The 25,646-nt window shown below is 71.1% G+C and carries 25 protein-coding genes; 9 read left to right on the plus strand and 16 right to left on the minus strand.

Annotated features, from left to right (window positions below):
• Positions 1 to 3 precede the first annotated feature (3 nt).
• The 3 genes from AB0E24_RS14900 to AB0E24_RS14910 all read left to right on the plus strand — a co-directional run bounded on the left by AB0E24_RS14900 (position 4) and on the right by AB0E24_RS14910 (position 3,575).
• Positions 4 to 1,209, plus strand: a complete 1,206-nt coding sequence (locus tag AB0E24_RS14900) for an aldose epimerase family protein (RefSeq protein WP_359377194.1) — start codon at positions 4 to 6, stop codon at positions 1,207 to 1,209.
• 105 nt (positions 1,210 to 1,314) lie between these two features.
• Entirely contained in the window at positions 1,315 to 2,583 is a 1,269-nt protein-coding gene (locus AB0E24_RS14905) for a pyroglutamyl-peptidase I (protein ID WP_359377197.1), read from the plus strand.
• Between the two features lie 107 nt (positions 2,584 to 2,690).
• Complete coding sequence (locus tag AB0E24_RS14910; protein WP_069866178.1) at positions 2,691 to 3,575, plus strand: NAD(P)H-binding protein; 885 nt, start codon at positions 2,691 to 2,693, stop codon at positions 3,573 to 3,575.
• 75 nt (positions 3,576 to 3,650) lie between these two features.
• On the opposite strand, the gene AB0E24_RS14915 is transcribed toward AB0E24_RS14910, so the two are convergent.
• The 4 genes from AB0E24_RS14915 to AB0E24_RS14930 all read right to left on the minus strand — a co-directional run bounded on the left by AB0E24_RS14915 (position 3,651) and on the right by AB0E24_RS14930 (position 9,349).
• Entirely contained in the window at positions 3,651 to 4,451 is an 801-nt protein-coding gene (locus AB0E24_RS14915) for an EI24 domain-containing protein (RefSeq protein ID WP_359377201.1), read from the minus strand.
• 111 nt (positions 4,452 to 4,562) lie between these two features.
• Positions 4,563 to 5,711 carry a pectate lyase family protein gene (locus AB0E24_RS14920; RefSeq protein WP_359377203.1) on the minus strand — a complete coding sequence of 383 codons (1,149 nt, stop codon included), beginning with the start codon at positions 5,709 to 5,711 and terminating at the stop codon, positions 4,563 to 4,565.
• 333 nt (positions 5,712 to 6,044) lie between these two features.
• Positions 6,045 to 7,592: an arabinosylfuranosidase ArfA gene (gene arfA / locus AB0E24_RS14925; RefSeq protein ID WP_359377205.1), complete on the minus strand. Its 1,548-nt coding sequence runs from the start codon at positions 7,590 to 7,592 to the stop codon at positions 6,045 to 6,047.
• 737 nt (positions 7,593 to 8,329) lie between these two features.
• Positions 8,330 to 9,349 (minus strand): NADP-dependent oxidoreductase, encoded by a 1,020-nt coding sequence (locus AB0E24_RS14930; RefSeq protein WP_079257486.1) that lies wholly within the window; start codon positions 9,347 to 9,349, stop codon positions 8,330 to 8,332.
• 89 nt (positions 9,350 to 9,438) lie between these two features.
• Between AB0E24_RS14930 and AB0E24_RS14935 the strand changes: the two genes are divergently transcribed.
• Complete coding sequence (locus tag AB0E24_RS14935) at positions 9,439 to 9,867, plus strand: MarR family winged helix-turn-helix transcriptional regulator (RefSeq protein ID WP_079260441.1); 429 nt, start codon at positions 9,439 to 9,441, stop codon at positions 9,865 to 9,867.
• 65 nt (positions 9,868 to 9,932) lie between these two features.
• On the opposite strand, the gene AB0E24_RS45990 is transcribed toward AB0E24_RS14935, so the two are convergent.
• The 3 genes from AB0E24_RS45990 to AB0E24_RS14950 all read right to left on the minus strand — a co-directional run bounded on the left by AB0E24_RS45990 (position 9,933) and on the right by AB0E24_RS14950 (position 12,589).
• On the minus strand, positions 9,933 to 10,799 hold the full coding sequence (locus AB0E24_RS45990; RefSeq protein WP_435865282.1) for an SCO2400 family protein: 867 nt from the start codon (positions 10,797 to 10,799) through the stop codon (positions 9,933 to 9,935).
• Positions 10,800 to 10,928: 129 nt separating this feature from the next.
• Complete coding sequence (locus AB0E24_RS14945) at positions 10,929 to 11,816, minus strand: SMP-30/gluconolactonase/LRE family protein (RefSeq protein ID WP_079257488.1); 888 nt, start codon at positions 11,814 to 11,816, stop codon at positions 10,929 to 10,931.
• The gene (locus tag AB0E24_RS14950; protein ID WP_093705285.1) at positions 11,813 to 12,589 is read right to left on the minus strand and encodes an IclR family transcriptional regulator; all 777 of its coding nucleotides are present in this window, start codon (positions 12,587 to 12,589) and stop codon (positions 11,813 to 11,815) included. The genes AB0E24_RS14945 and AB0E24_RS14950 overlap by 4 nt, the downstream gene beginning before the upstream one ends.
• A gap of 199 nt (positions 12,590 to 12,788) precedes the next feature.
• Between AB0E24_RS14950 and AB0E24_RS14955 the strand changes: the two genes are divergently transcribed.
• Positions 12,789 to 13,412 (plus strand): hypothetical protein, encoded by a 624-nt coding sequence (locus AB0E24_RS14955; protein ID WP_069866163.1) that lies wholly within the window; start codon positions 12,789 to 12,791, stop codon positions 13,410 to 13,412.
• Here the strand turns inward: AB0E24_RS14955 and AB0E24_RS14960 are convergent.
• The 4 genes from AB0E24_RS14960 to AB0E24_RS14975 form a co-directional block, all read right to left on the minus strand.
• Complete coding sequence (locus AB0E24_RS14960; protein WP_069866161.1) at positions 13,387 to 13,812, minus strand: OsmC family peroxiredoxin; 426 nt, start codon at positions 13,810 to 13,812, stop codon at positions 13,387 to 13,389. The genes AB0E24_RS14955 and AB0E24_RS14960 overlap by 26 nt on opposite strands.
• 81 nt (positions 13,813 to 13,893) lie before the next feature.
• The gene (locus AB0E24_RS14965) at positions 13,894 to 14,541 is read right to left on the minus strand and encodes a histidine phosphatase family protein (protein ID WP_069866159.1); all 648 of its coding nucleotides are present in this window, start codon (positions 14,539 to 14,541) and stop codon (positions 13,894 to 13,896) included.
• Positions 14,534 to 14,974, minus strand: coding sequence for a thioredoxin (gene trxA / locus AB0E24_RS14970; RefSeq protein ID WP_069866158.1), 441 nt, complete (start codon positions 14,972 to 14,974; stop codon positions 14,534 to 14,536). The genes AB0E24_RS14965 and trxA overlap by 8 nt, the downstream gene beginning before the upstream one ends.
• A gap of 97 nt (positions 14,975 to 15,071) precedes the next feature.
• The gene (locus AB0E24_RS14975; RefSeq protein WP_359377212.1) at positions 15,072 to 16,601 is read right to left on the minus strand and encodes an FG-GAP and VCBS repeat-containing protein; all 1,530 of its coding nucleotides are present in this window, start codon (positions 16,599 to 16,601) and stop codon (positions 15,072 to 15,074) included.
• Positions 16,602 to 16,842: 241 nt separating this feature from the next.
• Here AB0E24_RS14975 and AB0E24_RS14980 point away from each other — a divergent pair, with 241 nt between their 5' ends.
• A complete protein-coding gene (locus AB0E24_RS14980; RefSeq protein ID WP_069866154.1) occupies positions 16,843 to 17,484 on the plus strand; it encodes a CatB-related O-acetyltransferase in 642 nt (213 codons plus the stop codon).
• 108 nt (positions 17,485 to 17,592) lie between these two features.
• On the opposite strand, the gene AB0E24_RS14985 is transcribed toward AB0E24_RS14980, so the two are convergent.
• Positions 17,593 to 18,348 (minus strand): GNAT family N-acetyltransferase, encoded by a 756-nt coding sequence (locus AB0E24_RS14985; RefSeq protein WP_359377215.1) that lies wholly within the window; start codon positions 18,346 to 18,348, stop codon positions 17,593 to 17,595.
• A gap of 328 nt (positions 18,349 to 18,676) precedes the next feature.
• Between AB0E24_RS14985 and AB0E24_RS14990 the strand changes: the two genes are divergently transcribed.
• Positions 18,677 to 19,111 (plus strand): hypothetical protein, encoded by a 435-nt coding sequence (locus AB0E24_RS14990; RefSeq protein ID WP_359377218.1) that lies wholly within the window; start codon positions 18,677 to 18,679, stop codon positions 19,109 to 19,111.
• Positions 19,112 to 19,274: 163 nt separating this feature from the next.
• On the plus strand, positions 19,275 to 20,066 hold the full coding sequence (locus tag AB0E24_RS14995; RefSeq protein WP_069866148.1) for a polysaccharide lyase family 7 protein: 792 nt from the start codon (positions 19,275 to 19,277) through the stop codon (positions 20,064 to 20,066).
• Between the two features lie 76 nt (positions 20,067 to 20,142).
• Here AB0E24_RS14995 and AB0E24_RS15000 read toward each other — a convergent pair whose 3' ends face one another.
• From AB0E24_RS15000 to AB0E24_RS15015, 4 genes are all read right to left on the minus strand, one after another.
• The gene (locus AB0E24_RS15000) at positions 20,143 to 20,589 is read right to left on the minus strand and encodes a phosphatase domain-containing protein (RefSeq protein ID WP_147968553.1); all 447 of its coding nucleotides are present in this window, start codon (positions 20,587 to 20,589) and stop codon (positions 20,143 to 20,145) included.
• A gap of 100 nt (positions 20,590 to 20,689) precedes the next feature.
• Positions 20,690 to 22,921: a xanthine dehydrogenase family protein molybdopterin-binding subunit gene (locus AB0E24_RS15005; protein WP_359377221.1), complete on the minus strand. Its 2,232-nt coding sequence runs from the start codon at positions 22,919 to 22,921 to the stop codon at positions 20,690 to 20,692.
• Positions 22,922 to 22,959: 38 nt separating this feature from the next.
• The gene (locus AB0E24_RS15010) at positions 22,960 to 23,949 is read right to left on the minus strand and encodes an FAD binding domain-containing protein (RefSeq protein WP_174884096.1); all 990 of its coding nucleotides are present in this window, start codon (positions 23,947 to 23,949) and stop codon (positions 22,960 to 22,962) included.
• The gene (locus AB0E24_RS15015) at positions 23,946 to 24,488 is read right to left on the minus strand and encodes a (2Fe-2S)-binding protein (protein ID WP_069866143.1); all 543 of its coding nucleotides are present in this window, start codon (positions 24,486 to 24,488) and stop codon (positions 23,946 to 23,948) included. Before AB0E24_RS15015 ends, AB0E24_RS15010 begins: the two co-directional genes overlap by 4 nt.
• A gap of 186 nt (positions 24,489 to 24,674) precedes the next feature.
• Between AB0E24_RS15015 and AB0E24_RS15020 the strand changes: the two genes are divergently transcribed.
• Positions 24,675 to 25,640, plus strand: coding sequence for an AraC family transcriptional regulator (locus AB0E24_RS15020; RefSeq protein ID WP_435865283.1), 966 nt, complete (start codon positions 24,675 to 24,677; stop codon positions 25,638 to 25,640).
• Positions 25,641 to 25,646 lie beyond the last annotated feature (6 nt).

Genomic DNA, 25,646 nt, shown 5'->3' on the forward strand with positions numbered 1-25,646 from the left:
CATATGACCACGAGCAGACGCACGGTGATCACGGCGGCGGCGGCCGGACTGGCGGCTTCGGCCGCCACGACCGGCACCGCCTACGCGAAGGGCGGAGGAGGAGCGGTGAGCGAGGAGAGCGCCGGGCGCGGAGCGGACTCCGTGGGCCGGGGAGGCGCGGTGAAGGAGCACTTCGGCACGCTCGAGGACGGCACCGAGGTCGACCGCTGGACGATCGAGAACGGCCGCACCCGGCTGCGCGTGCTCAGCTACGGCGGCATCGTCCAGGCCCTGGAGATCCCCGACCGCCACGGCCGCCGCGCCAATGTCTCGCTCGGCTTCGCCGACCTGGACTCCTATGTGGCCGACAGCCCGTACTTCGGCGCCCTCATCGGCCGCTACGGCAACCGCATCGCACGCGGGACCTTCACGCTGGACGGCAAGAAGTACCAACTGCCGATCAACGACGGGCCGAACAGCCTGCACGGCGGCGACAAGGGCTTCGACAAGCACGTCTGGTCCGTGGAGGCGTTCCGCAGGGGCGCGGACGTGGGGCTCACCCTGCGCCGGGTGAGCCCCGACGGCGAGATGGGCTACCCCGGCACGCTCACCGTGCGGGTGGACTACACGCTCACGGCGGCGGGCGACTTCCGCATCGACTACGAGGCCACGACCGACAAGGCCACGGTCGTGAACCTCACCAACCACACGTACTACAACCTCGCCGGGGAGGGCGGCGGCTCCGTCTACGACCACCGGCTGGAGATCGCCGCCGCCCGCTACACCCCGGTCGACAAGACCCTCATCCCCACCGGCGAACTCGCCCGGGTGGCCGGGACCCCGTTCGACTTCCGCCGCGCCAAGGAGATCGGCCGGGACATCCGGGAGGCGCATCAGCAGGTGCTCTACGGACAGGGGATCGACCACAACTTCGTACTGGACAAGGGCATCACCAGCCGTCCGGAACACTTCCTGACGGTGACCGAGCCGGAGTCCGGCCGGGTGATGAGGATCGCCACGACCGAGCCCGGTGTGCAGTTCTACACCGGCAACTTCCTGACGGGCACGTTCGCGGGCACATCGGGGCGGGTCTACCGGCAGGGTGACGCCTTCGCCCTGGAGACCCAGCACTTCCCGGACTCGCCGAACCAGCCGTCGTTCCCGTCGACGGTGCTGCGGCCGGGGCAGACCTACCGGTCGACGACGGTGCACTCGTTCTCCACGCGCTGAGCGGCTCCGCCGCGCGCGGCCCTGTAGTTCATCGGTTCCCCTCCCGTCCCGCCTTCGCGCGGGGCGGGAGCTTCGTCGTTTCCCCGCCATTCGAGAGGACCCCGTATGAGACCGATATGCACCCTGGTCGCCGTGGCCGCCGTCTCCCTGGCCATCGCCGCCCCCGCCGTGGCCGCGCCACAGACCACCGCCGCTTCCGCGGCCACCCCCACCGTCGAGGAACAGCGGCTCGACCAGGCCGCGCCCCAGGAGATCCTGCGCCGCAGCGGTTTCGACGATGTGGCACCGGACTTCGCCCGCGCCCTGGCGGGCACGCACTCCGCCGCCGAGGCCGAGCGCGTGATCACCCGTGACGGCCGGGCGCTGTGGCGGCGTGCCGTGGACCGCGTCCAGGGCCGGGGGCCCGCGGGCGGGGACCTCAGCAGGGGCGACGACCGGCCGCTGTACTGGGCGCGGCTCGGGATGACCCGCGCGCTCGGCCAGTGGCAGCCGGGCTTCCCGCTCACCGACGCCCGCCGCGCCGCGCTCCTCGCCGCGCTGGAGCGCACCTCACGCGGACAGGACTCGCTGGACCTGCCGGCCGGTACGAAGGTCAAGCGCATCGTGGTCACCGGCTTCGACCCGTTCCAGCTGGACGCCGACGTACGCCGCTCCAACCCCTCCGGCGCGGCGGCACTCGCGCTGGACGGGACGACGATCCGTACGGACAGCGGCACAGCCCGCGTCGAGACCGCCGTCTTCCCCGTCCGCTGGGCGGACTTCGCGGACGGCACGGTCGAGCGGACCCTGCTGCCCTCCTTCGGTCCCGGTCCGCGCCGGGTGGACGCGTTCATGACGGTGAGCCAGGGCCGGGCGGGCCGCTTCGACGTCGAGCGCACCAACGGCGCCTGGCGGGGCGGCTACCCGGACAACGCCAATGTCTCCCGCACCGAGACCGTCCCCATCCCGGCCGGTGTGCCGACCCCGAGCCCGCAGCCGCAGTGGACGACGACCACGCTTCCCTACGAGAAGATCGTCGCGGCGGCCACCGGTCCCGTTCCCGTCTACGACCACACCGAGGTCACCGAGATCCCGGCGGGCGCCACGACCCCGGTGGTCCGCCCGGACGGCCCGACGGCCGGCTCGACGGCCCGCGCGGGCGGTGGTGGCGACTACCTCTCCAACGAGATCGCCTACCGTGCCACGCTGCTGCGCGACGCGGTCGGGCTGAAGGCCCCGGGCGGCCATCTGCACACCCCGGTCCTCCAGTTCGGCGCGGGCAACACGGACCCCGCCACCGGCCAGGTCACCGACCCCGACTTCGTCCGTAACCGCGAGGCCATCACCGCCCAGGTCCGCTCGGTCCTCACCGTGGTCGCGGCGACGACCCGTTGAGACGGGCGGGCCCCGTGACACCCCCTGTACGACTTGCCCCGTACCTTCATGCGTGATCCACTGCAATGTACGAGATACTTCGTACATTGAACGTGGAAGGAAGGCTCATGTCTGAGCAGGCACGCGCCACGGTAGCGGTCACGGGCGTCACCGGGGCGCTGGGCAGCCGGATCGCGGCCAGGCTCGCCGAGCGCGGCGTTCCCCAACTGCTCGTGGGGCGCGACACCGATCGCATCCCCGAACTGCCGGGGGCCGAGCGGCGGGGGCCGGCCGCATACGCCGACGCGTCCGCGATGCGCACCGCGCTCGCGGGCGCGTCGACGCTCGTGCTGGTCTCGGGGCGCCCCCTGGGGCGGCGGCTGGAGGAGCACGCCACCGCGGTCGAGGCCGGGGTGGCGGTCGGGGTGCGGCGGGTGCTGTATGTGTCCCTCATCGGGGCGGGGCCCACCGCCATCTACCGCAACGCACGCGACCACTGGCTGACCGAGCGGTTCCTGGTGGAGTCCGGGGTACGCCACACGGTGTTCAGGGCGGGCATCTACGCGTCCACACCGGCCGCACTCGCCGATGAGGAACTCGTGGTGAGCGGGCCCGGAGGCGACGGCCGGGCCGCCTTCGTCACCCACGACGACATCGCCGATGTGATCACGGCCGTCGCCCTGGACGACGGACCCCGCTCCGAATACGACGGGGCGACCCTGGAGGTCACCGGCCCCGAGGCCCTCACCCTGGAGGAGATGGTCTCCCGGATCGCCACGGCCACCGGGCGGCCCTATCGCTATGTCCCCGAGAGCGTGGAGGAAGCCTTCGCGCGGCGGTGGCGGCAGGGCATCAGCGGAGTGCAGATCGAGAGCTGGATCTCGTGGTACCAGGCCATCGCGAAGGGCGAGGTGTCCGCGGTGACCGATGTGGTCCCGCGGATCACCGGCTCGCCCGCGACCCCGGTCGAGCGGGCAGGGTGGTGGCCGGCGCCCGGGAGCACGGGGCGGTAGCCGGTCGGCCGTATGCCGCTTGGGCTGTGCGCCGCTTGAGCCGTACGCCGCTTGGTTTTCAGGGGCCGTGCGGCGCTACGACCCGCCGTTGGCGCCGTTCAAGGCGCCCGCCGCGGTCTCGCCCCGCGGTGCGGGCTCGTCCTCGCCCGTCAGATCGCGCACCAGCAGGGTCGCCCCCGCGACGGCGCCCGGCATCAGGAAGACCGCGATCAGGGGGAGGAGGAAGAGGACGGACAGCGGAACGCCGAAGCCGAGGGAGAGCAGGCGGCGCGAGCGCAGCATGTGACGGCGTTCCTTCAGCAGGATGCCACGGCGCAGCAGGGCTATCGAGGTCAGCTCCTCGGTGAGGAAGAAGGCGGTCACACAGAAGGCCAGCGCGGGGATCACGGTCTGGCCGACGCCCGGGATGAAGCCGAGCGCGAAGAAGAGCACGCTCCAGAGGGTGACGCGGATGAGCAGCACGATGGCCTCGCGCAGGCCGATCCACACCTCCGCCCAGGTCGACATCCCGGACTCGGGGACCGCACCGCCCTCGGAGCGGTCGACCTCCTCGGAGAGCGACTCGTAGAAGGGCTGGCCGACCAGGAGCGTGACCGCGGTGAAGGTGATGATGGCGAGGAAGAGGCAGATGGCGGCGAAGAGGATGGAGAGCGCGCCGCGGAAGATGCCGAGCCAGGGCGAGGACCAGTCGTCGGCGAAGGGCGTGGCCCATGCGATGACGTCATCGGTCCAGAAGAAGAGGGCGACGAGGGCCGCCGCGTATCCGACGAGGGTGATCAGGGCGGGAATCATCCCGAACCCCCACCATCTCCCGTGCCGGGCCACCCAGCGCTGCCCCTTCATCAGATAGCCGAAGCCACTCACAAGATCACGCATGGGCCGAAGCCTACTGGCCCGGTGTGACACGTCGGGGGGTGCCAGGAGAAGTCGACTCCGACTCCCCCGACGTGCACGCCGCCGCCGCGGACGACCGGGGGCTGACGGCTTTCAGAGCCTGCCCGCGCCCGACTGGGCGGTGACGGTCGCCACGACCGAGGACGCCGGTTCCGCCGTGTACGCGTACGGCGGGGTGGTGAAGCCGCCCGTCCGGGAGATCTCGGTGGCCGCCCCGCCCAGGTCGTTGCCGCGCAGCACCGCATAGCCGTCGACATCGCTGTCCCGGCTGGTGGTGACGGCCACCTCGGTGTCGCGGAAGACGTTGTTCTCGACCAGCGTCTGCGCGCCCATCCGGGAGTGCACTCCGGTTTCCGCGCCCTGGACGTAGTTGTCGTAGAAGTGTCCGGTGCCGAAGCGCAGGCTGGGGATGCGGGAGTACACATTGGTGAACCAGTTGTGGTGGTACGTCACCTTGAGGTGACCGGTGTCCTCGCTCGCGTTGTTGTCGCTGTGGCCGACCAGGCTGCCCTTGAAGTGGTCGGCGAACTTGTTCCAGGAGACGGTGATGTTGTCCGAGCCGTGGTTGATGTCCAGCAGACCGTCGTAGTAGTCCTTGTCGTGCTCGCGGTCGGCCGAGAAGGTGTTGTGGTCGATCCACACCTTTGTCGACTTCTGCACGGTGATGCCGTCGGACGGCTTCCGGGGCTTGCTGATGTCGAGGTTGCGGACGATGACGTTCGTCGACTCCTTCAGCCGCAGTCCGCCGCCGGTGAAACCGGAGCCCGAACCCACGCCCAGCACGGTGGTGTTGGAGCCGATGTCCACCTGTCCGGTGAGGGAGATCAGCCCGGAGACCCTGACCACCTTGGCCTTGTCGCCCGTGACGGCCGTCTTGAAGGCGTCCAGGGAGGTCACGGTGGTGGCGGTGGCGTTCCCACCGCCCGTGGTGCCGGCGCCGAAGCCGATGGGGGTGGTCTCGGCGGCGGGGCGGGTGGCGGTGGCACGTGTGCTGTTGGAGCGTGCGGAGTCGGCCGGGTCCGTGCCATGGGCGGAGACCGCGGAGAGGCCGCCGAGGGCGAGCGCCGCGGTGACGCCCGCGGCGACCGCGGTCAGCCGGCGTCGGCGGCGGGCGGCGACGGATACGCCGAGGGCGTCGGTCTCGCTGGTGGCGTTGATCGTGCTGGTCACGCTGGTCACGCGGATGCCTCTGGGGACATCGCCGAAGCCGTCCGTGGTGCCGTGATCGTGCGTCGAGCGCATAGGGGAGTCCTCTCATCGGGAGGATCTCCACACGGGAGGGGTAATCGCTTGCTAAATGAGTGAGGGTGAGCGGCAAGCAGGCTGATCACAAAGACCGGTGGAGATCGCCAAAGGTGCGGCTCTGACGGTGCGGGCCCTGACGCCGGGCGGTGCGGTCAGAACCGCCCCGGCGGACAGCAGCCATCCCGGAAGAAGCTAGTAAGCGCTTGCGGAACTGTCAACACCCCACTGGGGTAAGGGAGTTGGCCGAATCGAGAGTTGACGCGGACCGGCTTTGCCCCGCCGGGGCCGGGCACCAGATTCCAGGTACCCGGTCCCGGCTCGGGATCAGGCTCAGGCCAGGCGGATGACGTTCCAGGACAGCGGCTCCAGCGTGGCGCGCAGGGCGCCGTCCACGAGCGCCGTGCCCTCGCCGGGGTGCGGGGTGACGCGCTCGGGGTCCGCGAGGGTGTTACGGGCCTCGGGGTCGGCGTCCGCCAGGACGGTGTGCTCCACCACGCGGGTCACCGGCAGTGCGTGCAGGGCGATCTCCAGCGGGAGGGGGCGGCGCTGGTCGCGGTTGACCGCGAAGACCGTCACCGCGCCGGTGGACTCGTCGAGGACGGCCGTCGCGTGCAGCAGCGGGACCTCGCCGTGGACGGCGGTCTCGTACGTCGGGCCGTCGACGTTGACCTGGAGCACCCGTCCGCGCCCGTGGGCCGACGCCTGTGCGAAGGGGTAGAAGGTGGTCTGCCGCCAGGCGGGGCCGCCCGGTTCGGTCATGATCGGGGCGATGACGTTCACCAGTTGGGCGAGGCAGGCGACGGTGACGCGGTCGGCGTGGCGGAGCAGGGCGATCAGGAGCGAGCCGACCACGACGGCGTCGGTGACGGAGTAGTTGTCCTCCAGGAGGCGCGGGGCCTCGTCCCAGTTGGGCGGTTCGGCGTTGTGGTGGTGGGTCTGGTACCAGACGTTCCACTCGTCGAAGGAGAGGTTGATCCTCTTCTTCGACTTCAGCCGGGCGCCGATGTGGTCGCAGGTGGCGACGACGTTCTCGATGAAGGACTCCATGTCCACGGCCGAGGCGAGGAAGGAGTCGCGGTCGCCGTCGCGCTCCTCGTAGTAGGCGTGCAGCGAGATGTGGTCCACGAGGTCGTAGGTCTCCCGCAGGACCGTCGCCTCCCAGGTGGCGAACGTCGGCATCGACTGGTTGGAACTGCCGCAGGCCACGAGCTCCACGTCCGGGTCGATCTGGCGCATCGCGCGGGCGGTCTCGGCGGCGAGCCGTCCGTACTCCTCGGCCGTCTTGTGGCCCGTCTGCCAGGGGCCGTCCATCTCATTGCCCAGGCACCACAGCCTGATGCCGTACGGGTCCTTGTCGCCGTGGCCGATCCGGAGGTCCGCGAGCGCGGTACCGGACGGGTGGTTGACGTACTCCTGGAGCTCAAGGGCCTCGGCGACACCGCGTGTGCCGAGGTTGAGCGCCATCATGGGCTCGCCGTCGACCTTACGGACGAAGTCCATGTACTCGGAGAGCCCGAACCGATTGGTCTCGGTGGAACGCCAGGCGAGATCGAGCCGCCGCGGCCGCGCCTCGACCGGGCCGACGCCGTCCTCCCACTTGTAGCCGGAGACGAAGTTGCCACCGGGATACCGGATGACGCTGACGCCCAACTCCCTGATCAGCGCGAGGACATCGGTACGCAGCCCGGCCTCGTCCGCGGCCGGGTGGCCCGGCTCGTGGATACCGGTGTAGACACAACGTCCGAGGTGCTCGACGAACGAGCCGAAGAGGCGGGGGTTGACGTCGCCGATGGCGAAGGCGGGGTCGAGGGTGAAGCGGGCGGAAGCGGAAACGGAAGTGGAAGCGGCAGAGGAAGCGGATGCGGTTTGCGGCGGCATGGCGGCCCATCTCTTCGGGTGTCGCGAATACGCGGCTACACGGCCAACACGGCTATTCGATATCTCGACCAGCGCTCGTTTCTCCGAACGCGACCGTAAGATCTCGCCACGGCGTGCGTCAATGGCGGGGCGAGTCGGGTTGTCCGGGCTGCGCGGCTTGGTTGGGCGCGGGTTTCGTCTCGCGCCTTCGGCGCAGATTGAGCAGCGGGGGCGGGGGTTCCGGGGCGCGGCCACGCCGCCGACTGACAGGCCCCCGGGGCGCGACGCCGGTGGCGGCTGCTGTCATCCGGGGGCCAGGCCCTCGCCGGACTGACGGAAGTTGGGCGCCGGGGCGCGGCGTCGTCGGCTGACGGGCCGGGGTCCGGTACCCCCTTCTTGAAAACGTTTGATCTGAAGCAACTAATTTATCAAGCGATTTCGAGAAGGTACCCCCAACCCCCGCTGTCCGGCATCGGCCCAAGCCCCCGGCCGGGGAAGCCGCCACCGAAGCTCGCCCCCACCGGCCCGGCGGCCGGCGACGCAGCCCGCGCCCCCACCCCCTGCCCCGCTGCTCAAATGCGCCGAAGGCGCGAGACAGCGCCGCAGACATCCACACCGCCCAGCCCCCACCCCCACCACGCCCCACCCCCACGGCACCCCTTGACCCACCCCACGGCCCGGTGCCCCTGCCAGCGGGTGGCAGGGGCACCGGGCCGGTGGGTCGTCGGTCCGCTCGACGCGAAAGCCTTCCCGGTCCGTCAGTCCTCGAAGGCGACGATCATCTTGCCGGTGTTCTCCCCACGGAGCATCCCGAGGAAGGCGTCCACCGCGTTCTCCACACCCTTGACGACGGTCTCGCGGTAGTGCAGCTTGCCCTCGCGGATCCAGCCGCCGACCTCCTGGAAGAACTGGTCCTGGAGGTGCTGGTGGTCGCCGACCAGCATGCCCTGGATCCGCAGCCGCTTGCCGATGACCATCGCGAGGTTGCGCGGGGCGGCGGGCGGCTCGGTGGCGTTGTACTGCGCGATCATGCCGCAGGCCGTGATCCGGCCGTGCACCTTGAGGCGGCTGATGGCGGCCTCGAGGTGCTCACCGCCGACGTTGTCGAAGTAGACGTCGATCCCATCGGGCGCGGCCTCCTTCAGCTGCTCGCCGACCGGGCCGTTCTTGTAGTTGAACGCCGCGTCGAAGCCGTACTCGTCGAGCAGCAGCTGGACCTTCTCGTCCGAACCGGCGCTGCCGATCACCCGGGAGGCGCCCTTGAGCTTGGCGATCTGGCCGACCTCGCTGCCGACCGCGCCCGCCGCGCCCGAGACGAAGACCGCGTCGCCCTCCTTGAAGGACGCGACCTCCAGCAGCCCCGCGTAGGCGGTGAGGCCGGGCATGCCGAGCACGCCGAGGTAGGCGGGGAGCGGGGCGATCTCGGGGTCGACCTTGACGGCGCTCTTGTCGTCCACCACCGCGTACTCACGCCAGCCGCCGAAGTGCAGGACGTGGTCGCCGACGGAGAGCCCCTCCGCGTTGGAGGCGATGACCTTGCCGACCGCACCACCTTGCATCGGCTCGTCCAGCTGGAAGGGCGGCGAGTACGACTTCACGTCGTTCATGCGCCCGCGCATGTACGGGTCCACCGACATATAGAGATTGCGGACCAGCGCCCGCCCGGGGGCCGGTTCGGAGACCGGGGCCTCGCGCAGTGCGAAGTCCTCCGGCTTCGGCCACCCCTGGGGGCGGGCGACCAGGTGCCATTCACGGCCGGTGGTGGGGATGACGGACATGGAAGGGAGCCTCTCCGACGTTTCAGCAGATGAAACAATCATGCTGCTGGATATTTCATGCTGTCAAGTAAATGGGTACGCTGGTGGGCATGACGCCCCGCATCGATCCGCTGTCCCTCGAGGTCGTCGAGCTCATCGGCACCATCGTGGCCCGTTATCACGAGGAGTACGAGGAGGCGGCGGCCCAGCACTCCCTGACCGGGGCGCAGGCCCGGGTGCTGAGCCTGCTGGCCGGCGGGCCGACGCCGATGCGCCGGCTCGCACAGCGGCTGAAGTGCGAACCGTCGAACGTCACCGGGATCGTGGACCGCCTGGAGTCCCGCGGGCTGGCCGAGCGCCGTCTGGACCCGGCCGACCGCCGGGTCAAGCTGGCCGCGGCCACCGAGGCGGGCCGGGCCACCTCCGAACGGCTCCGGGGCTCGCTCGACTTCGCACGCGAACCGCTGGCCGAGCTCTCGGACGAGGAGCGCACGATCCTGCGCGATCTGCTCAAACGGATGCTCGGCATCGCGCCGTAAGGGCACCGGACACCACCGGCCCGTGACGCTCCGGTGCGCCCGGCCGGGCGCACCGGAAGACACGGCTAGGTGCACCACCACAGGAAGCGGGTGCAGGTCTCCGAGGGCGTCGGGGTCGGCGTCGGCACGACGGTCGCCGGGGCGGTGGGCCTCGGATTCGACGGGGTGGGCCGATGGGTCGTGCCGGGGCCGCCCGCGGCCGAGGAGGAGTCGTCGGACGGATCGGAGGACGAGCCCCCGTCCGGATCGGGCGAGGTGTCGCCGTCCCCGTCCTTGGACTTCCCGCCGTCCTTGCCGTTGCCCTTGTCCTTGCCCTTGGCGGACTCTCCGTCCCCGCTGTCCCCCGCCGAGGGGACCGCGCTGGGGTCGTCCGGGTCCCGGGTGGCCGGCTCGTCGGAATCCGTCACCCCGCCGCTGCGGTCGGCCACCGGCTCCTGCCGACTGGGCGCCGGGGAGGACTCCCGCCAGTGCCCCTCGGTGGCCAGCTCGGCCACGAACAACGCGGCCAGCACCGGGCCGAGCACCGCCGCCATGATCGCCACTCGGCGCCCCCGGCCCCGGCGGGCCCTACGGGCGCGGCGGCCGAAGATGCCACGGGACTTGGGCTTACGGCGCGAGGCACGGGTGCCACCGGAGCCGCCAGCGCCACCGGAATCGCCAGCGCCGCCAGCGCCACCCGAGCCACCGGCGGCATGGGACGCCTGCGCCGCACGCCGGTCGGCCCGCCCTTCGGCACGCGCACCCGCACGCCTGTCGGCCCGGCGCTCCGCACGTCGCTCCGCACGCGGCGCGGGTACATCGCCCCCGCCGCCCACCTCCCCCGCGTCCGCCGCCGCGGCGGAGGGCAGCCCGAGTTCCTCGGCGGGTCTTCCGCACCCAGGGCAGGAGACGGCTCCGTTGAGATGGCGGCGGCAGGGAGAGCAGTAATCCATTTCGCCGGGCAGGTTATGTGACCAGCAGGTAGGTCAGCAGGACGCGGGGTGAGGATCCTGTGCAAAGAATCGTACGAAAGCCCTTGTCAGGCCGTGTCCCCGGGACAGCCGGGCTCCGTCCGGCCCCGCTCAGCCGGCGAAGGCGGGCTGTGCGAGACCCTGCCCGGCGCCCTCGATGACCAGCAGCGACCCGGCCAGTGGCGGTGCGGAGGCGCCGAGCCCGACCCGTGCCGAGGTCAGATACAGATCGGTGAGGTCCGCACCGCCGAAGGCACACGCGGTCGGGCGCGGGAACGGAAGCTCCACCACCCGATCGAGTGTCCCGTCGGGGGCGTAGCGACGGATCGCGGCGCCGTCCCACAGGGCGACCCACACCGCGCCATCGGCGTCCACACACAGCCCGTCCGGGAAGCCCGCGCCCTCTTCGACCTCGGCGAACGGCCTGCGGCCCGAAACCGCCGGGCCGTCGGCACCGGCCGCCGCCCCCATATCGGGGTCCACATCGAAGACGTCGATACGGCGGGTGGGGGTGTCGATGTAGTACATGAGACGGCCGTCGGGGCTCCAGCCGATGCCGTTGCTGACCGTCACCTCAGGCAGGATCTCCGTAGGGGAGCCGTCGGAACCGACCCGGGAGAGCGTGCCGCCGCCGGCCGCCTCGTCGTAGCGCATGGTGCCCGCCCAGAGCGAGCCGTCGGGCGCCACCGCGGCGTCATTGCCACGGCGGCCGGGGACCGGCTCGCGCAGCAGCCAGTCGAAGCCGCCGTCGGCGCCGTAGACCCCGATGCCGTCGCGGAGGTTGACCACCAGCCCGCCGCCCGCGCGGGGCTTGGCCGCGCCGACGTGCTGCTCGGTGGCCAAGGTGGTGCGGCGGCCGGTGGCGGGGTCGTAGCCGTGGACGCGGGAGGAGAGGATGTCCACCCAGATCAGCCGCCCGGCGGCGGCGTCCCAGGTGGGTCCCTCACCGAGCACGGCGCTCGCGCGCACCGCTATCTCGAGCGACGGCCGTGTGCTCATATGTCCCGCCTCCGATGTCCCAACCGCACCGACAGTTCTCCCGCGCCCTTGGCCGCGAGACCCTCCAACTCGGTCTGGCGCTCCTCGCTCCAGCGGATCGTCGGCACCGAGATCGACAGCGCCGCGACCACCCTCCCCGTGGAGTCCCGTACGGGGGCCGCCACGCAGTTCACATCCGGGTTGGACTCCCGCTGCTCGACCGCGACACCGCGCTCGCGCACAGCGTCGAGGTGGCGGCGCAGTTCACCGGCGGAGGTGATGCTGTTGTCCGTCATCGCGACCAGCGGCTGATCACCGGACAGCCGCGCGTCCAGGGCGTCCTCCGGGAGGGAGGCGAGCAGCATCTTGCCGACCGAGGTGCAGTGGGCGGGCAGTCTGCGGCCCGCGGCGGAGACCATGCGGACGGCGTGGGTGGAGTCGACCTTGGCGATATAGATGACGTCCATGCCCTCGAGGATCGCGACATGCACGGTCTCGTCGCAGGTCTCCGCGACGCTCCGGGCCACCTGCTGGCCCTCGGCGGCCAGGTCGAGCTGCTCGGCGTAGCGGCTGCCCAGCTGGTACGGCCGCACCCCGAGCCGGTAGCGGCCGGGCTGGTCGGGCACCTGGACCAGATAGGAGCGGGCGGCCAGAGTGGTGACCAGCTCGTGGACCGTCGTACGGGGCAGTCCGAGCCGACGGGTGATCTCGGGTGCGGAGAGTGTGCCGTCTCCGTCCAGGAAGAGCTCGAGTATGTCCAGAGCCCGAGTCACCGCGGGCACCAGGCGTCCCATAGTGCTCGCCCTCCCCTTCTGGTTCAGATGGCAAGCGTTCGAGATTCCGGCTGATGGCCGGTATCGCGAACACAGATTATGCGGAGGGGACTTCTCCCGGCAATGGTCCGGCAAAGGCACGCTGTGTGAGCACGCGCGCCGCCGGTACGTCATGGGCCCCGGGACGGGGACGACGCGACCGTGCGCCACGATAGGAGCCATGGATTCCGCGCCCGGTTCGTTCCCTCAGGCCGACTCGTTCCCCGCCCCCTTCCCCTTCGTCCTCGTGCTGCTGCGCCGGATGGCCGACCATCAGCCGGGGCTGGTCGAGGACGCACTGCGCGAGCTGGGCTTCGGACGTGCGGTGATGCGCGAGGCCAACCGCCGCTGGCAGGCCATGCAGCGCTCGCCCCGGCGGCGCTCGGCCGTCGCCCGCTATCGCGCCGTGCTGGGCCCGCCCGAGTCCACCGCCACCCGCCGGATCGGCGATCTGACCTGCGAGGCGCTGAGCTGGTCCGTACCGCTGTGGCCGGATCTGCGGTTCGAGGTGCTCACCGCGCCGAACGGGGCGGTGTGGAACGAGTGGCTGGTACGCGCTCCCGGCGCGCCCGGACCGCGGCTGCGTACGGCCGACGACCTCGTGCCCTGGTCCTGCACGGTGGACGAGGTGGCCCGCGCCTTCGCGCCCGCACGCCCCATGGAGGGCTCGGCGCCCACCCGCTGGCGGCTCGCCTTCGACGCACCGGAGGCGGAAAACGGTGAACTCCGCCACTACGTGGCGGAGTTCACCTGGGGACTGCTACAGCGCATGGAGAACGTCAGGCCAGCTTCGCCGACAGGGTGATCTCCGTACCGGCGAGCGCCTGGCTCACCGGGCAGTTCTTCTTGGCGTCCTCGGCCGCCGCGGCGAACCCGGCCTCGTCCAGACCCTCCACCGTGCCCTCGACGGTGAGGTGGATACCGGTGATCCCGGTGCCGGGCTGGAAGGTGACATCGGCCTGGGTGGTCAGCTGGGTCGGCGGGTTGCCCGCCTGGGTGAGGCCGTGCGAGAGCGCCATCGAGAAGCAGCTGGAGTGGGCCGCCGCGATCAGCTCCTCCGGGCTGGTCTTGCCGTTCGCCTGCTCGGCGCGGGACGGCCAGGAGACCGCCTGCTCACCGATGCCGGAGGAGTCGAAGGTGACGGTCCCCTTGCCCTCGGCCAGATTGCCCTGCCAGACGGTGTGCGCGGTACGCGTCGTAGCCATGCTCGCTGTTCCCTGCTTCCTGTCGGTGACGTCCATCTGTCGGTGATGACAGGCCGGACGTGAGATACGGGTCGGAGACGATCACCCGGCAGGGGTGCCACCGCTGTCGGTCGCCCCCTGCCCGGAGATCGATTCCGAGCCTACGTTCCAGGCGACCATGGCCGGGCGACCATGCTCAGTTCCGAGTCGGCTCACGGTCGCGGTGTCCAGCCGGAAGAGCGCCCCGGCGGACGGGGGCAGGCCCAGCCGCCGGGCGGTGAGCACCCGCAGTACATGGGCGTGCGCCACCAGCACCACATCGGCGCCGTCCGCCGCCGCCAGCTCGGGGGCGATCCGGGCGAGCACCCGGTCCACCCGGGCGCCGATTCCCTCGGGCGACTCCCCGGGGTGGTCGGGGCCGCCCGGCGGGACGCCGTCGGTCCACAGGTCCCAGTCGGGGCGGGTGCGGTGGACCTCGTCGGTGGTGATGCCCTCGTAGCCGCCGTAGTCCCATTCGCGCAGATCGGGCTCGACCGTGAGGTCCTCGAGCCCGGCGAGCCGTGCGGTCCGCACGGCTCGCTCCATGGGGCTGACCAGGATCAGCCCGATCTTCCGCACGGCGAGCCGCTGACGCAGGGAGCGCGCCTGCTGCTCACCGCGCGGCGTCAGGGGCACGTCGGTCCAGCTGGTGTGCTGGTGCGACCGGCTCCACTCGGTTTCGCCGTGCCGGACCAGCAGCAGGTCAGCCACGGTCGCCGGATGCCTTCTCCTCGCCCGCGACCGCCTGCTCCTTCTCCTCGTCGATGGCCCGCTTCTCGTTCGCCGCGGCGGCGACGGAGGCGCGCACCGCGTCCATGTCGAGGTCGCGGGCCTGGCCGATGACGTCCTCCAGGGCCTGCTCGGGGAGGGCGCCGGGCTGGGCGAAGACCGCGATGTTGTCCCGCACGATCATCAGCGTGGGGATGGACTGGATGTCGAAGGCGGCGGCCAGTTCGGGCTGGGCCTCGGTGTCGACCTTGGCGAACAGCAGGTCCTGGTGGCGCTCGGCGGCCTTCTCGTAGACGGGTGCGAACATCCGGCACGGCCCACACCAGGAGGCCCAGAAGTCAATCAGTACGAATTCGCTCCCGGACACGATCTCGTCGAAGTTGTCCTTGGTGAGCTGAACGGTGCTAGTGCTCATGCCTGCGTTACCCGCTTCCCTACGTCGGCAGATGCCACATCGACGGTAACCCCGCCACCGTCCGCCGTTATTCCGGGCCGGTGGCGGGGACAGACCCTTAGGCCGTACGGAAGCGTATGCCCAGGTCGGCGGGGGTGAAGCGGTGTACGTCCGAGGTGGACAGGCCATGGTCGGTGCCCCGGAAGACCCAGAAGCCGCCCGTCCTGCCCCGGCCGTAGCCGGGCGCGGCGGCGATCACGTCGTCGTGTCCGTCCCCGTCGACGTCGAGCAGCGGCGGCTGCGGGGCGAAGGCATCGGAGCCGTACGGAGTGTGCCGGCCGGGCACACCCGGGGTGTCCAGGTCCAGCGCCTGCACCCCGCCGTCCCCCTCGCGCGCCCCCGCGGCCGGGTCGTACTCGCCGCCGCGCCCGTGCCGTGAGCCGGGCAGCAGGGTGAGCCGCCCGTTGCCGTCGTTCTTCTCCGGGGTGGCCACCACCAGGTCGGGGCGGCCGTCGCCGGTGATGTCGCCGACGGACGGCGAGCCGCCGAAGCCGTCGCCGCGCCGCGCGTCGCGGGACAGGCCCGGACCGGACTGATCGACCGTGAGGTCCGAACGCCCCCGGCCCAGCCCGGACCTGGCGCCGTGGACGACGGTCAGCCGACCGGAGCCGCGGTGCCGGCCGGGGCCGAGGGTCCCCTGGCCGGGTGCGAGCAGATCGTCGATCCCGTCGTGGTCGGCGTCCCCGGCCGCGGGCTCGCGCGGACCGCCCTCCGTGCCGAGGGCGTGCGCCAGGCGCGCCTCGGGCCGCTGGTCCCGCACCAGGCCCTCGGGCCCACCGCGGTAGTGGGCGACAGGGGTGTCGAGGGGGGCGGTGTCGTCGGGCTCCGGCTGGTCCGGGCGATCCGGCTGCGCTGGCTGATCCGGCTGATCCAGTTGTCCGACGTCGTAGCGGTAGGTCAGCACCACATCGGTGCGGTGGTCGCCGTCGAAGTCCCCTGCGGTGGCGGTGGCGGGCGCGGTGCGGCGGGGCCGGTCGGTGGGAAGCGGGGTGGTACGCGCGGGGCGGGTCCCGGTGCCGAACGGCCCGTACAGCACCCGTACCGCGCCCCGGCCGTCGGCCGTCGAGGCCAGCAGGTCGGCCGCGCCGTCCCCGTCGAAGTCCCCGGCGGCCAGCGCCAGAAGTCCGGCGGCGCCGCCCCCGAGCGGGCGCGGCGCGGCCAGCCCCCGGGGGCCGCCGCGCAGCACGACGGTCTGCCCCACCCGCTCGGCGCCCGGTGAACTCCCGTGCCGGAACCGCGCCACCACCAGATCCGCGAATCCGTCCCCGTCGAGGTCGGTCCGCAGCAAGGGCCCCACATAGTCGTCCTCGGCGCCGTCGACCACCAGGTGGTGGCGCGGGTCGAGACCGTGGGCCGAGCCGTAGACCACCGCGAGGCGGGCGGGCAGCGGTCCCCGGGAGGCGCTGGTGGGGCGGATGGCGGTGGCGAAGTCGTCGTAGCCGTCGCCGTTGAAGTCCCCCAGCGGCGCACCGGCCGCTCCCTTCGTGGCCCCCTCCACGGGCCCCCGACCCCCGTGGCCGCCCTCACTGCACCCGGCGAGCAGCAGCACGGACACGGCCACGGCGGCGACGGGAACGGACGGACGCACGGCGGCACCTCGCGGGGCGGATCGAGCGGACACGGACGACGGACACGGGTGACATGGATATGGGCAGGGACGCGGACGGGGATATGGGTACGGACGCGGACGAAGGCTTCACCGCTCAAGGACTCCAGGGAGCACTCCCGGGTTGCCTCACGGGCGCCCCGCGGAATGCACGCGACACCGGGGCGCCAAAATTGCGATCATGTCGCGAAACCTCCCCTGAGGGAAGAAAGGGCGATACGCGATGCCGGCCATACCCGCCGATCCGACGGTGCTGCACCCGATGCCCGAGCAGCCGCGGGTGGTGCTGCTGAAGCCGCTGATCACCTCGCCGCTGATCGAGGTCGGGGAGTTCTCGTACTACGACGACCCGGATGACCCCACCGCCTTCGAGACCCGCAATGTGCTGTACCACTACGGGCCCGAGCGGCTGGTCATCGGGAAGTTCTGCGCGCTGGGCGAAGGGGTGCGGTTCATCATGAACGGCGCCAACCACCGCATGGACGGCCCCTCCACCTTCCCCTTTCCCATCATGGGCGGGTCATGGGCCGACCACTTCGACCTGATCACCGGTCTGCCGGGGCGGGGCGACACCGTGGTGGGTCACGATGTCTGGTTCGGCTACCGGGCGACGGTGATGCCCGGCGTCCGCATCGGCCATGGGGCGGTCATCGCCTCCGGTTCCGTGGTGGTGGACGACGTTCCCGACTACGGCATCGTCGGCGGCAACCCGGCCAGGCTCATCCGCCGCCGCTACGACGACGCGGACATCGCCCGGCTGCTGGCCCTGGCCTGGTGGGACTGGCCGCTCGAGCACCTCACGGCCCATGTCCGCACGGTGATGTCCGCAAGCGTGGACGAGCTGGAGGCGGCGGCCCCCCGGTAGGCCCTGGCACGGGGCCGAAGAGGGCCGGAAGAGAGCCGAAGAGGGCCGGAAGAGGGGCGCCCGTAGAACGGCCCGCCCCTCCCCCGTCCCCCTCTCAGCTCTCAGCTCTCAGCTCTCCAGACTCATGTACAGGCGGGTGCCCCGGGGCTGGTAGCCGACGCGTTCATAGACGCGGCGGGAGCCCTCGCCCGAGTACTCCAGCCACACCGACCGGGCCCCTCGGACGAACATCGTCTCCGTCAGCGCGGCGGTGACCGCGGCGGCGATGCCCCGGCCGCGGAAGGCGGGCCGGGTGCCCACGCCCGCCAGTTCCGCGGTGCCCACGGCGGGCGCCGAGCAGGTGGCCCCTCCGGCGCAGCCCCCGTCGGGTGCCCGGACGAACCGGACCGCGCCCCCGTGCTCCTGGACGCGGCGCAGCCGGGCCGCCCCCTCCGGGGAGGCGGCGAACTCGCCCGCGAACGCCTCGGACAGCGTGGCGTCGATCGTCAGGTAGTCCTCGTCCGTGGACGGAACCGCCACCGGAAGGGCCGCCGCGCCCTGGGGAATCGCGAGCCCTTCCGGTGTGCACACCAGATACGCGTGCACCGCCTCCACGGTGAACCCCGCCGCGCGCAGCGCGGGCTCCACGACGGGTGCGGCGTCCGGCGCGAACTCCAGCCGCGGCTTGAGATCGCGTACCCGGAACGCCTCGATCAGCTCGATGACGTCCCGGGCGGTGGGCCGGGCGCCGGGAAGAGGGGTCGCGTAGTTGATGTACGGGCTGGTGGTGCCGGGGTCGAACCCCGCCACAAAGCCCCCGGTCTCGACGAGCACGGGGCGGCGGCGGAGGTTGGCGACGGCAAAGCTCTGGACGTCAGTGCCCATGGTGATGTGAACCTCACGGGAAAACGCGGCGGAAGGCGCCGCGGGAAGCGGAAACGGTGCGCGAACGCGTGGGGCCGCCGTGAGGAGACGCGGTGTGGCACCGATCGCTCAGTGCCGACGGCGGCCGCTGGGGGACGCCGAGTCCATGGGCTTCAGTCCTTATGGCAGGTCGGAGGAGTCGCCGTGCGGAACATATCGCACGGCGTGGCCGAGTGACAGTTCGTTTTGGCGGGGTCGCGGGAAGCCGACGCCGTCTCAGTCGCCCGGTGTCCCAGTGACATGTCGTCGCCCCACTCGCAACCTCGGCCCCCGCCGCACGTCTGACGACATGAACGCCCTTCCACCCCAGCGAACGGAGCATCCCGCCACCGCCCCGAAGGCCGGTTCCCCGGCCGAAGTGAAGGTGGCGGTCCACGCGATGGCGTCGACGGCCCAGGACGGGCGGCGCGTCCGCGCCCACTGGACCCCGGAGCGCATCGCCGCCCTGAACACCCCGCTCTCCGACAACCCGCCCCACGACGCGGCCGACGGAGCCCGGTGGAAGGGCGGCGGCGCGAGCGGCGGCCCGCGCTTCGGCGATTTCTCGGCCACCACGGGACACGGCGCCCTGGTCGGCGTCAACACGCGGTCCGGCCGTATGGACGCCACCGGCGCGGGCTGCGACGACGAGGGGGACCCGGTGTGCGTACGTCATCTGGTGGGACCGCGGTTCACCACCGCGCTCACCGAGCCGCTCCATGAGAAGGCACAGCGCCTGCGCTGAAGAGCGTATGAGGCGGCCCTGGGGCGGCTTTCCTCCGTTCAGAGGATTGACGCGGACACACCACGACTCTACCGTCACGACAGGTCTCGTCGTTCATAACGAAACACACTCTTCACCTACATGAACGCCGAGGTCATCCCACCCCCCACGGGAAGGCACTCCCATGCGCATCCGAACGCTGCTCACCGCGCTGGCGACCGTGACCACCGTCATCGGTGGCCTGGCTCTCGCGGTCCCCGCCGGCGCCTCCCCCACGGCCACCTTCGCCGACCCGTCGAAGGCGCCGGGCGGCAACTTCGACCTGTCGGTGTGGCAACTCCAGGAGCCGGTCGGCTCCCCCGGCAAGCCGACGACCATCCCCTCGTCCCGGCTCCAGGGGGCGAGCGGATTCCAGGACGACTACTTCTACACCGACAAGCGCGACGGGGCGATGACGTTCTGGGCGCCGGAGAAGGGCGTCACCACCCCGAACTCCAATTACGCCCGCTCCGAACTGCGCGAGATGAACCGCAACGGCAGCGCCGCCGACTGGTCGCTGAGCGGCTCGCACAAGTTGCAGGCGACGCTGCGCGTGGTGTCGGTGACGAAGAACGTCTGCGTCGGGCAGATCCACCTCGGCTCGGGCGGGTCCTCCACCAAGCCGCTGGTGGAGCTGTACTACCGCGCCAATGGCGACATCGTCCTCGGCACGGAGAACTCGCCCGACGGCGGCCAGACGCTGCACGACGTGGGCCATGTGTCGATCGGCAAGACGTGGAACTACACGATCGGCGTCTCCGGCGGCAACACCATCGACCTGACGGTCAACGGCAGCACGACGCACTACAACATCCCGTCGTCCTTCTTCCAGTACAAGCAGTACTTCAAGGCGGGCTCGTACAACCAGTCGTCCTCCGAGAGCACCACGAACGGAGCGCGGGTCGGCTTCTACGGGCTGACCGTCTCCCACGGCTGAGCGACCCCACGGACCGACAGCCGTGAAGGCCCGGCGCCCACTGGAACGGAAGCACGGGCGCCGGGCCTTCGCGCCGTCAGCCCGCCGGGAACCGGGCCACCCAGCGCCGCTGCCAAGGGGTTTCGACGGCCCGGGGGTGATGGTGTGCGCGCGTCCAGGCGACGGCGTCCGCGGGGGACACACCCGCGAGGACGGCCAGGCAGGCGATGACCGTTCCGGTGCGGCCGACACCGCCCCCGCAGGCGACTTCGACGGACGTACCCGCCCGCGCCCGTTCATGCAGCTCGCGGATCCGCCGCACGGCCAGGTCGCGGTCGCGGGGCAGCAGGAAATCGGGCCACTCGATCCACGCGCGCTCCCACTCCAGCTCCCCGTCATGCCGGTCGCGCAGCCGGGCGGACCCCAGATAGAGGCCGAAGCCGGGCAGGGGCCCGTCCGGTCGTGGGCGGCGCAGACCGCGGCCACGGACCCAGGAGCCGTCCGGAAGCCGGAGCGCGCCCGGCAGTGGTGCTTCGTCGCTCATCGACGGACTATACGACGCACCACGAACGCTCGTCCGTCGAAGTGACGTCGGTGGCCGGACCCTACCCGGCTCCGATATCCGGGCAGGTGATTCCGGCACGTCACAGAATCGACCGTGCCGGCATCGTCGCAGGAGCCGGTGGCGGCAGCGGGTCTTCTTCGAGTACGCGGTCCAGCCGGATCGGGAGTGTCCGTTGGCGGCGTCCGGTGGCGTGCCAGACAGCGTTCGCGATCGCGGCGGCGGCGCTGACGGTGCCGATTTCACCGACGCCTTTGATGCCCGATGGGTCGCCGGGCTCGTAGTCGGGTACGAAGTCGGCTTCGATGTCGGGTACATCGGCGTGGGCGGCGATGTGGTAGCCGGCGAAGTCGGCGTTGACGTGGCGGCCGCTGGCCCGGTCACGGACGCCCTCTTCATGCAGGGCCATCGACAGTCCCATGATCATGCCGCCGACGAGCTGACTGCGTGCGAGCAGCGGATTGACCACACGGCCCACGGCGAACATCCCAAGAAGGCGCCGGACACGGACCTCGCCGGTCGCCGGATCGACGGTGACCTCGCTGAACACGGCGCCGTAGGAGTGTCGTTCCAGGAGGGCGAGCTCGCCGAGCGATTCGGTGGTGTCGAACGAGACGGTCAGCGGCAAGGTGGCGCCGTCCAGCCGGGAGCGCAGCCTCGCCGCGGTCTCGGTGATCGCCCAGGACCAGGATGTCGTTCCCCGGGACCCGCCGGCGCCCCAGGCGGGGCCGAGATCGCTGTCCGCGATCAGCAACCGTATCCGCTCAGGATCTGCCCGCAATGCCTCGGCGGCCACCGCGGTCAGCGCGGTGCGCGCGCCCGTCCCGATGTCGCTGGCGCCGATGGCAACGGTGAACGTCCCATCGGCCTCGGCGGTGATCGATGCCGAGGAGGGCAACGCTCCGGCCCCGAAGGACATGGCCGCCATCCCGGTGCCGACGAGCAGGTGCCCCTCCGTCCTTCTCCGCGGCCGGTGGTCACGTGTGGTCCAGCCGAACCGGCGAGCGCCCTCTTTCAGACAGGCGACGAGGTTGCGGCGGCTGAACGGCAGGCCGGACACGGGCCCGGCAGAGGGCTCGTTGCGCAGCCGGAGTTCGAGGGGATCGATGCCCAACCGCTCCGCCACCTCGTCCATGGCGGATTCGAGCGCGAAGGAACCGGGTGTCGCGCCGGGCCCGCGCAGCGAGTAGGGCGGCAGGATGTCGATCGGCACCGCTGTGCGGCGGGTGCGGATCGCCCGTGCGGCGTAGAGCGTGTTGGTGAGCTCGGTGCAGTTCTCGAGGTACTCCGCGAGCTTGGAGACCTCGAAGGCCGCTGTGTGGTCGATGGCGCGCAGACGGCCGTCGGCATCGGCCCCGATGCGCACCCGCTGGTCGGTCGCGGGCCGCATCGAGACTGTCTGGAACACCTGGTTCCGGGTCAGGGTGACGCGTACGGGGCGGTCGAACATGCCCGTGGCCATCACCGCCAGGACAAGTTGGGGCCCGCACCCTCCTGATTTTGACCCGAAGCCGCCGCCGACGTGTGCGGAGCGAACGCGTACCTGCTTCGGGTCGAGGCGAAAGAGCGTGGCCACGGTCATGGCGACCAGGAAGGGCCCCTGGTTGGAGTCGATGATCTGGAGGCGCCCGTCCTCCCACCAGGCGGTCGCGGCGTGCGGCTCCATGGCGGCACCATGCTCCTCGGGGGTGGCGTAGGACTCATCGACGACCACCGTGCTCGTGGCCAGTTCCTCGTCCACGTCGCCGACGGTGGCGTCTTCCCCGAAGAACGACGTCGCCGGCCGGGCGGCCGGGTGTTCACGGTGGAAGTCGACGTCGTACGGCTCCTCGTCGTACGTCACCCGCAGCGCCAGGGCCGCCGACCGGGCCTGCTCCGCCGTATCGGCCACCACCAGCGCGATCGGCCGTCCCGAGTGGGGGATCTCAGCACTCTGGAGCAGGTGCATGCCACCGTCGGGCCCGAAGAACGATCCGGCCTCCAGGTTGACCTCGGGGGCGTTGCGGTGGTCGATCACCCCCACCACGCCGGGCATGGCCAGCGCGACGGAGGTGTCGATGTCGCGGATGCGCCCGCGGGTCACCGTGGACGTGACGACCCAGCCGTGCGCCACGCCGCTCATCGGCTCGTCGGCCGCGTAGCGCACCGCGCCGGAGACCTTGGCCGGTCCCTCGATACGGGGCCGGGCCGTGCCAATGGCTCCCAGGGGAGGCTCCCTGGTACCGGCCGGTGAGGCGGGTGTGCCGGGGATCTCCGGCCCGGAGGCCGGGTGTTCGGCTGATGCTGGGGACGGGCTGGCCGGGGAGAGGGTCATATGTGATCTCCTTCAGGACGCGTAGGAGGACCGGTTCGTCACTCGGCCCGGTGGGCGAGTTCGGTCAGGACCGCCGTGATGAGGTTGCGGGCGAGCGCGACCTTGTACGCGTTGTCGCGCAGAGGCCGCGCGGCGGCCAGCTCCGCATCCGCGGCGTCGCCGAACCGGTCGGCGGTGGCGGGGACGTCCCTCAGGGCGGACTCAGCGGTGTGGGCGCGCCAGGGCCGTGCGGCGAGGCCGCCGAGCGCGATCCGCGCGCTTCGCACAAGGCCCCCCTCGATGTCCAGCGCGGCGGCGACGGATGCGTTGGCGAAGGCGTAGGACGCACGCTCGCGGACCTTGCGGTAGCGCGATCGCGGGTTTTCCGCGGCGGCCGGGAGGGCGACCGCGGTGATCAGGGCGCCCGGGGGCAGCGCCGTTTCCCGCTCGGGGCTCTCGCCGACCGGCAGATAGAACGCGGACAGCGGGATCTCGTGCCCGCCGTCCAGGGTCTCGTAGCGCACGACCGCGTCGAACGCGGCCAGGGCCACGGTCATGTCCGACGGGTGGGTTGCCACGCAGTGGTCGGACCAGCCGAGAATCGCGTGGTTGTGGTGCTCTCCCTCGATCGCCGGGCAGCCACTGCCCGGGCTGCGCTTGTTGCACGGCTGGGAGAGATCCGCGAAGTAGGGGCACCGGGTCCGCTGCAACAGGTTGCCACCCACCGTGGCCATGTTGCGCAACTGCCCCGAGGCGCCCGCCAGCACTGCCTGACTGAGAGCGGGGAACCGGCGGCGCACCTCGGGATGGGCCGCCAGATCGCTGTTGGTCGTCGTCGCGCCGATGACGAGCCCGCCGTCGGACGACTCGCGGATGCCGGCCATTGGCAACCGGCGCACGTCCACCAGCCGGGCCGGACTCTCGATACCGTCCTTCATCAGGTCGACGAGATTGGTGCCGCCGCCCAGGAACCGGGCACCGTCGTCGCCGTCGACCAGGGCGAGGGCTTCCCGGACCTGTTCGGGCCGCTCGTAGCTGAACTCCTTCATCCCCGCACCTCACCTCGGGACGCCGTCTCCAGCACGGCGCGCACGATCGACGGGTACGCCCCACAGCGGCACAGGTTGCCGCTCAGACGCTCGCGGACCTCCTCGGCATCCAGTTCCGGTGCCCGTCCCTCGGGTGAGACATCGGCGGTGGCCGCGCTGGGCCAGCCCGCCTCGTGCTCGGCCAGCATCCCGACCGCGGAGCAGAGCTGCCCGGGAGTGCAGTACCCGCACTGGAAACCGTCCAGGTGCACGAACGCCTGCTGGAGCGGGTGCAGTTCGCCGTCCTGGGCCAGGCCCTCGACCGTCGTGACGTCCGAACCGTCGGCAGCGACCGCCAGCGTCAGGCACGACACCACACGCCGACCGTCCAGCAGCACCGTGCAGGCGCCGCACTGCCCGCGGTCGCAGCCCTTTTTCGGCCCCGTGTGGCCGGTGTCCTCGCGGAGGGCGTCGAGCAGTGTCCTGCGATGGTCAACAGTCAAACGATGTTCCTGACCGTTTACCTTGAGATGGATTTCGCTGCGGGTTTCACTCGTCATACCCCTGCCTTTCTTCAATCCAATAGCCCAGGTCGAAAAAGACCCAAAGGCTTCAGACATTCAACCAGGCCACCCGAGGAATCCCCTGCCTAAAAATGGCGAATCCTTGCACAATCGTCTCGGACTCTCGCAGGTGCCCGATGAGATCACTGGACTGCTTGTCGTGAGCAATGTTTGAATCGGCACATGTCGTTGGACGAACTGCGCACCCTGCTGGCACGTCATGCCCGGGCGGACGCGACCACCGCCATCGAGAACGTACTGATCGGGTGCGAGGACTCACAGGCCCCTCACGCGTCCATGACCGGAACAATCATGGCGCTGATAGCCCAGGGGGCCAAACGCCTCGCTCTGGGCGATTACGTGTACGAGTACCACGCCGGGCAGTACCTGGTCGCATCCGTCGACCTACCGGTCACCGGCCACTTCGTCCAGGCCACACCCGAGCGGCCGGCTCTGGGACTCGGCCTGCTCCTGCGACCCTCGGAGGTCGCCGAGGTGATGCTCCAGGTCGCTCCCGGCACCTTCCCCCACCCCGACACCGCACCCCCGGCCCTCGCCGTCAGCAACGCCACCGACGATCTCCTCGACGCCGCCGTGCGACTGCTGCGGCTGCTCGACCGGCCGCAGGACCGGGACATGCTCGCGCCCCTTGTCAAAAGGGAGATCCTATGGCGCCTGATCACCAGCGAGCAGGGGGCGACGGTACGTCAGATCGGACTCGCCGACAGCGAACTCTCCCATATCTCGAAAGCTGTGCAGTGGATTCGGGAGAATTACCGGGATGCGTTCTTGGTGGACGACATCGCAAAGCTGGTCGGAATGAGCACCTCTGCCTTCTACCGGAATTTCCAGGCAGTGACCGGAATGAGCCCCATTCAGTTCCAGAAGAAGATCAGACTCCATGAGGCCCGGCTCCTCCTCGCGGCACATCCGAAGGACATCGCCCACATCGGATACCGCGTGGGGTACGAGAGCCCATCCCAGTTCAGCCGGGAGTACCGGCGTCTGTTCGGCGCGCCGCCCAGTCAGGACGCCATCAGGCTGGGCGCACGCGGGGCCGGCGAAAACGCGCACGGCCCGGCGCAGGAGGGTGGCGTCACGGCTGAGCGGCGCGCCGAACAGACGGCTGAATTCCCGGCTGAACGGTGACGGGTT

It is taken from the genome of Streptomyces malaysiensis subsp. malaysiensis, assembly GCF_040653035.1.
Classification (GTDB): Bacteria; Actinomycetota; Actinomycetes; order Streptomycetales; family Streptomycetaceae; genus Streptomyces; species Streptomyces malaysiensis.

Coding starts and splice junctions, on each gene's coding strand:
- AB0E24_RS14900 (WP_359377194.1), top strand. CDS start 4: ATGACCACGAGCAGACGCACGGTGATCACGGCGGCGGCGGCCGGACTG.
- AB0E24_RS14905 (WP_359377197.1), top strand. CDS start 1,315: ATGAGACCGATATGCACCCTGGTCGCCGTGGCCGCCGTCTCCCTGGCC.
- AB0E24_RS14910 (WP_069866178.1), top strand. CDS start 2,691: ATGTCTGAGCAGGCACGCGCCACGGTAGCGGTCACGGGCGTCACCGGG.
- AB0E24_RS14915 (WP_359377201.1), bottom strand. CDS start 4,451: ATGCGTGATCTTGTGAGTGGCTTCGGCTATCTGATGAAGGGGCAGCGC.
- AB0E24_RS14920 (WP_359377203.1), bottom strand. CDS start 5,711: ATGCGCTCGACGCACGATCACGGCACCACGGACGGCTTCGGCGATGTC.
- arfA (WP_359377205.1), bottom strand. CDS start 7,592: ATGCCGCCGCAAACCGCATCCGCTTCCTCTGCCGCTTCCACTTCCGTT.
- AB0E24_RS14930 (WP_079257486.1), bottom strand. CDS start 9,349: ATGTCCGTCATCCCCACCACCGGCCGTGAATGGCACCTGGTCGCCCGC.
- AB0E24_RS14935 (WP_079260441.1), top strand. CDS start 9,439: ATGACGCCCCGCATCGATCCGCTGTCCCTCGAGGTCGTCGAGCTCATC.
- AB0E24_RS45990 (WP_435865282.1), bottom strand. CDS start 10,799: ATGGATTACTGCTCTCCCTGCCGCCGCCATCTCAACGGAGCCGTCTCC.
- AB0E24_RS14945 (WP_079257488.1), bottom strand. CDS start 11,816: ATGAGCACACGGCCGTCGCTCGAGATAGCGGTGCGCGCGAGCGCCGTG.
- AB0E24_RS14950 (WP_093705285.1), bottom strand. CDS start 12,589: ATGGGACGCCTGGTGCCCGCGGTGACTCGGGCTCTGGACATACTCGAG.
- AB0E24_RS14955 (WP_069866163.1), top strand. CDS start 12,789: ATGGATTCCGCGCCCGGTTCGTTCCCTCAGGCCGACTCGTTCCCCGCC.
- AB0E24_RS14960 (WP_069866161.1), bottom strand. CDS start 13,812: ATGGCTACGACGCGTACCGCGCACACCGTCTGGCAGGGCAATCTGGCC.
- trxA (WP_069866158.1), bottom strand. CDS start 14,974: ATGAGCACTAGCACCGTTCAGCTCACCAAGGACAACTTCGACGAGATC.
- AB0E24_RS14980 (WP_069866154.1), top strand. CDS start 16,843: ATGCCGGCCATACCCGCCGATCCGACGGTGCTGCACCCGATGCCCGAG.
- AB0E24_RS14985 (WP_359377215.1), bottom strand. CDS start 18,348: ATGGGCACTGACGTCCAGAGCTTTGCCGTCGCCAACCTCCGCCGCCGC.
- AB0E24_RS14990 (WP_359377218.1), top strand. CDS start 18,677: ATGAACGCCCTTCCACCCCAGCGAACGGAGCATCCCGCCACCGCCCCG.
- AB0E24_RS14995 (WP_069866148.1), top strand. CDS start 19,275: ATGCGCATCCGAACGCTGCTCACCGCGCTGGCGACCGTGACCACCGTC.
- AB0E24_RS15000 (WP_147968553.1), bottom strand. CDS start 20,589: ATGAGCGACGAAGCACCACTGCCGGGCGCGCTCCGGCTTCCGGACGGC.
- AB0E24_RS15005 (WP_359377221.1), bottom strand. CDS start 22,921: ATGACCCTCTCCCCGGCCAGCCCGTCCCCAGCATCAGCCGAACACCCG.
- AB0E24_RS15010 (WP_174884096.1), bottom strand. CDS start 23,949: ATGAAGGAGTTCAGCTACGAGCGGCCCGAACAGGTCCGGGAAGCCCTC.
- AB0E24_RS15015 (WP_069866143.1), bottom strand. CDS start 24,488: ATGACGAGTGAAACCCGCAGCGAAATCCATCTCAAGGTAAACGGTCAG.
- AB0E24_RS15020 (WP_435865283.1), top strand. CDS start 24,675: ATGTCGTTGGACGAACTGCGCACCCTGCTGGCACGTCATGCCCGGGCG.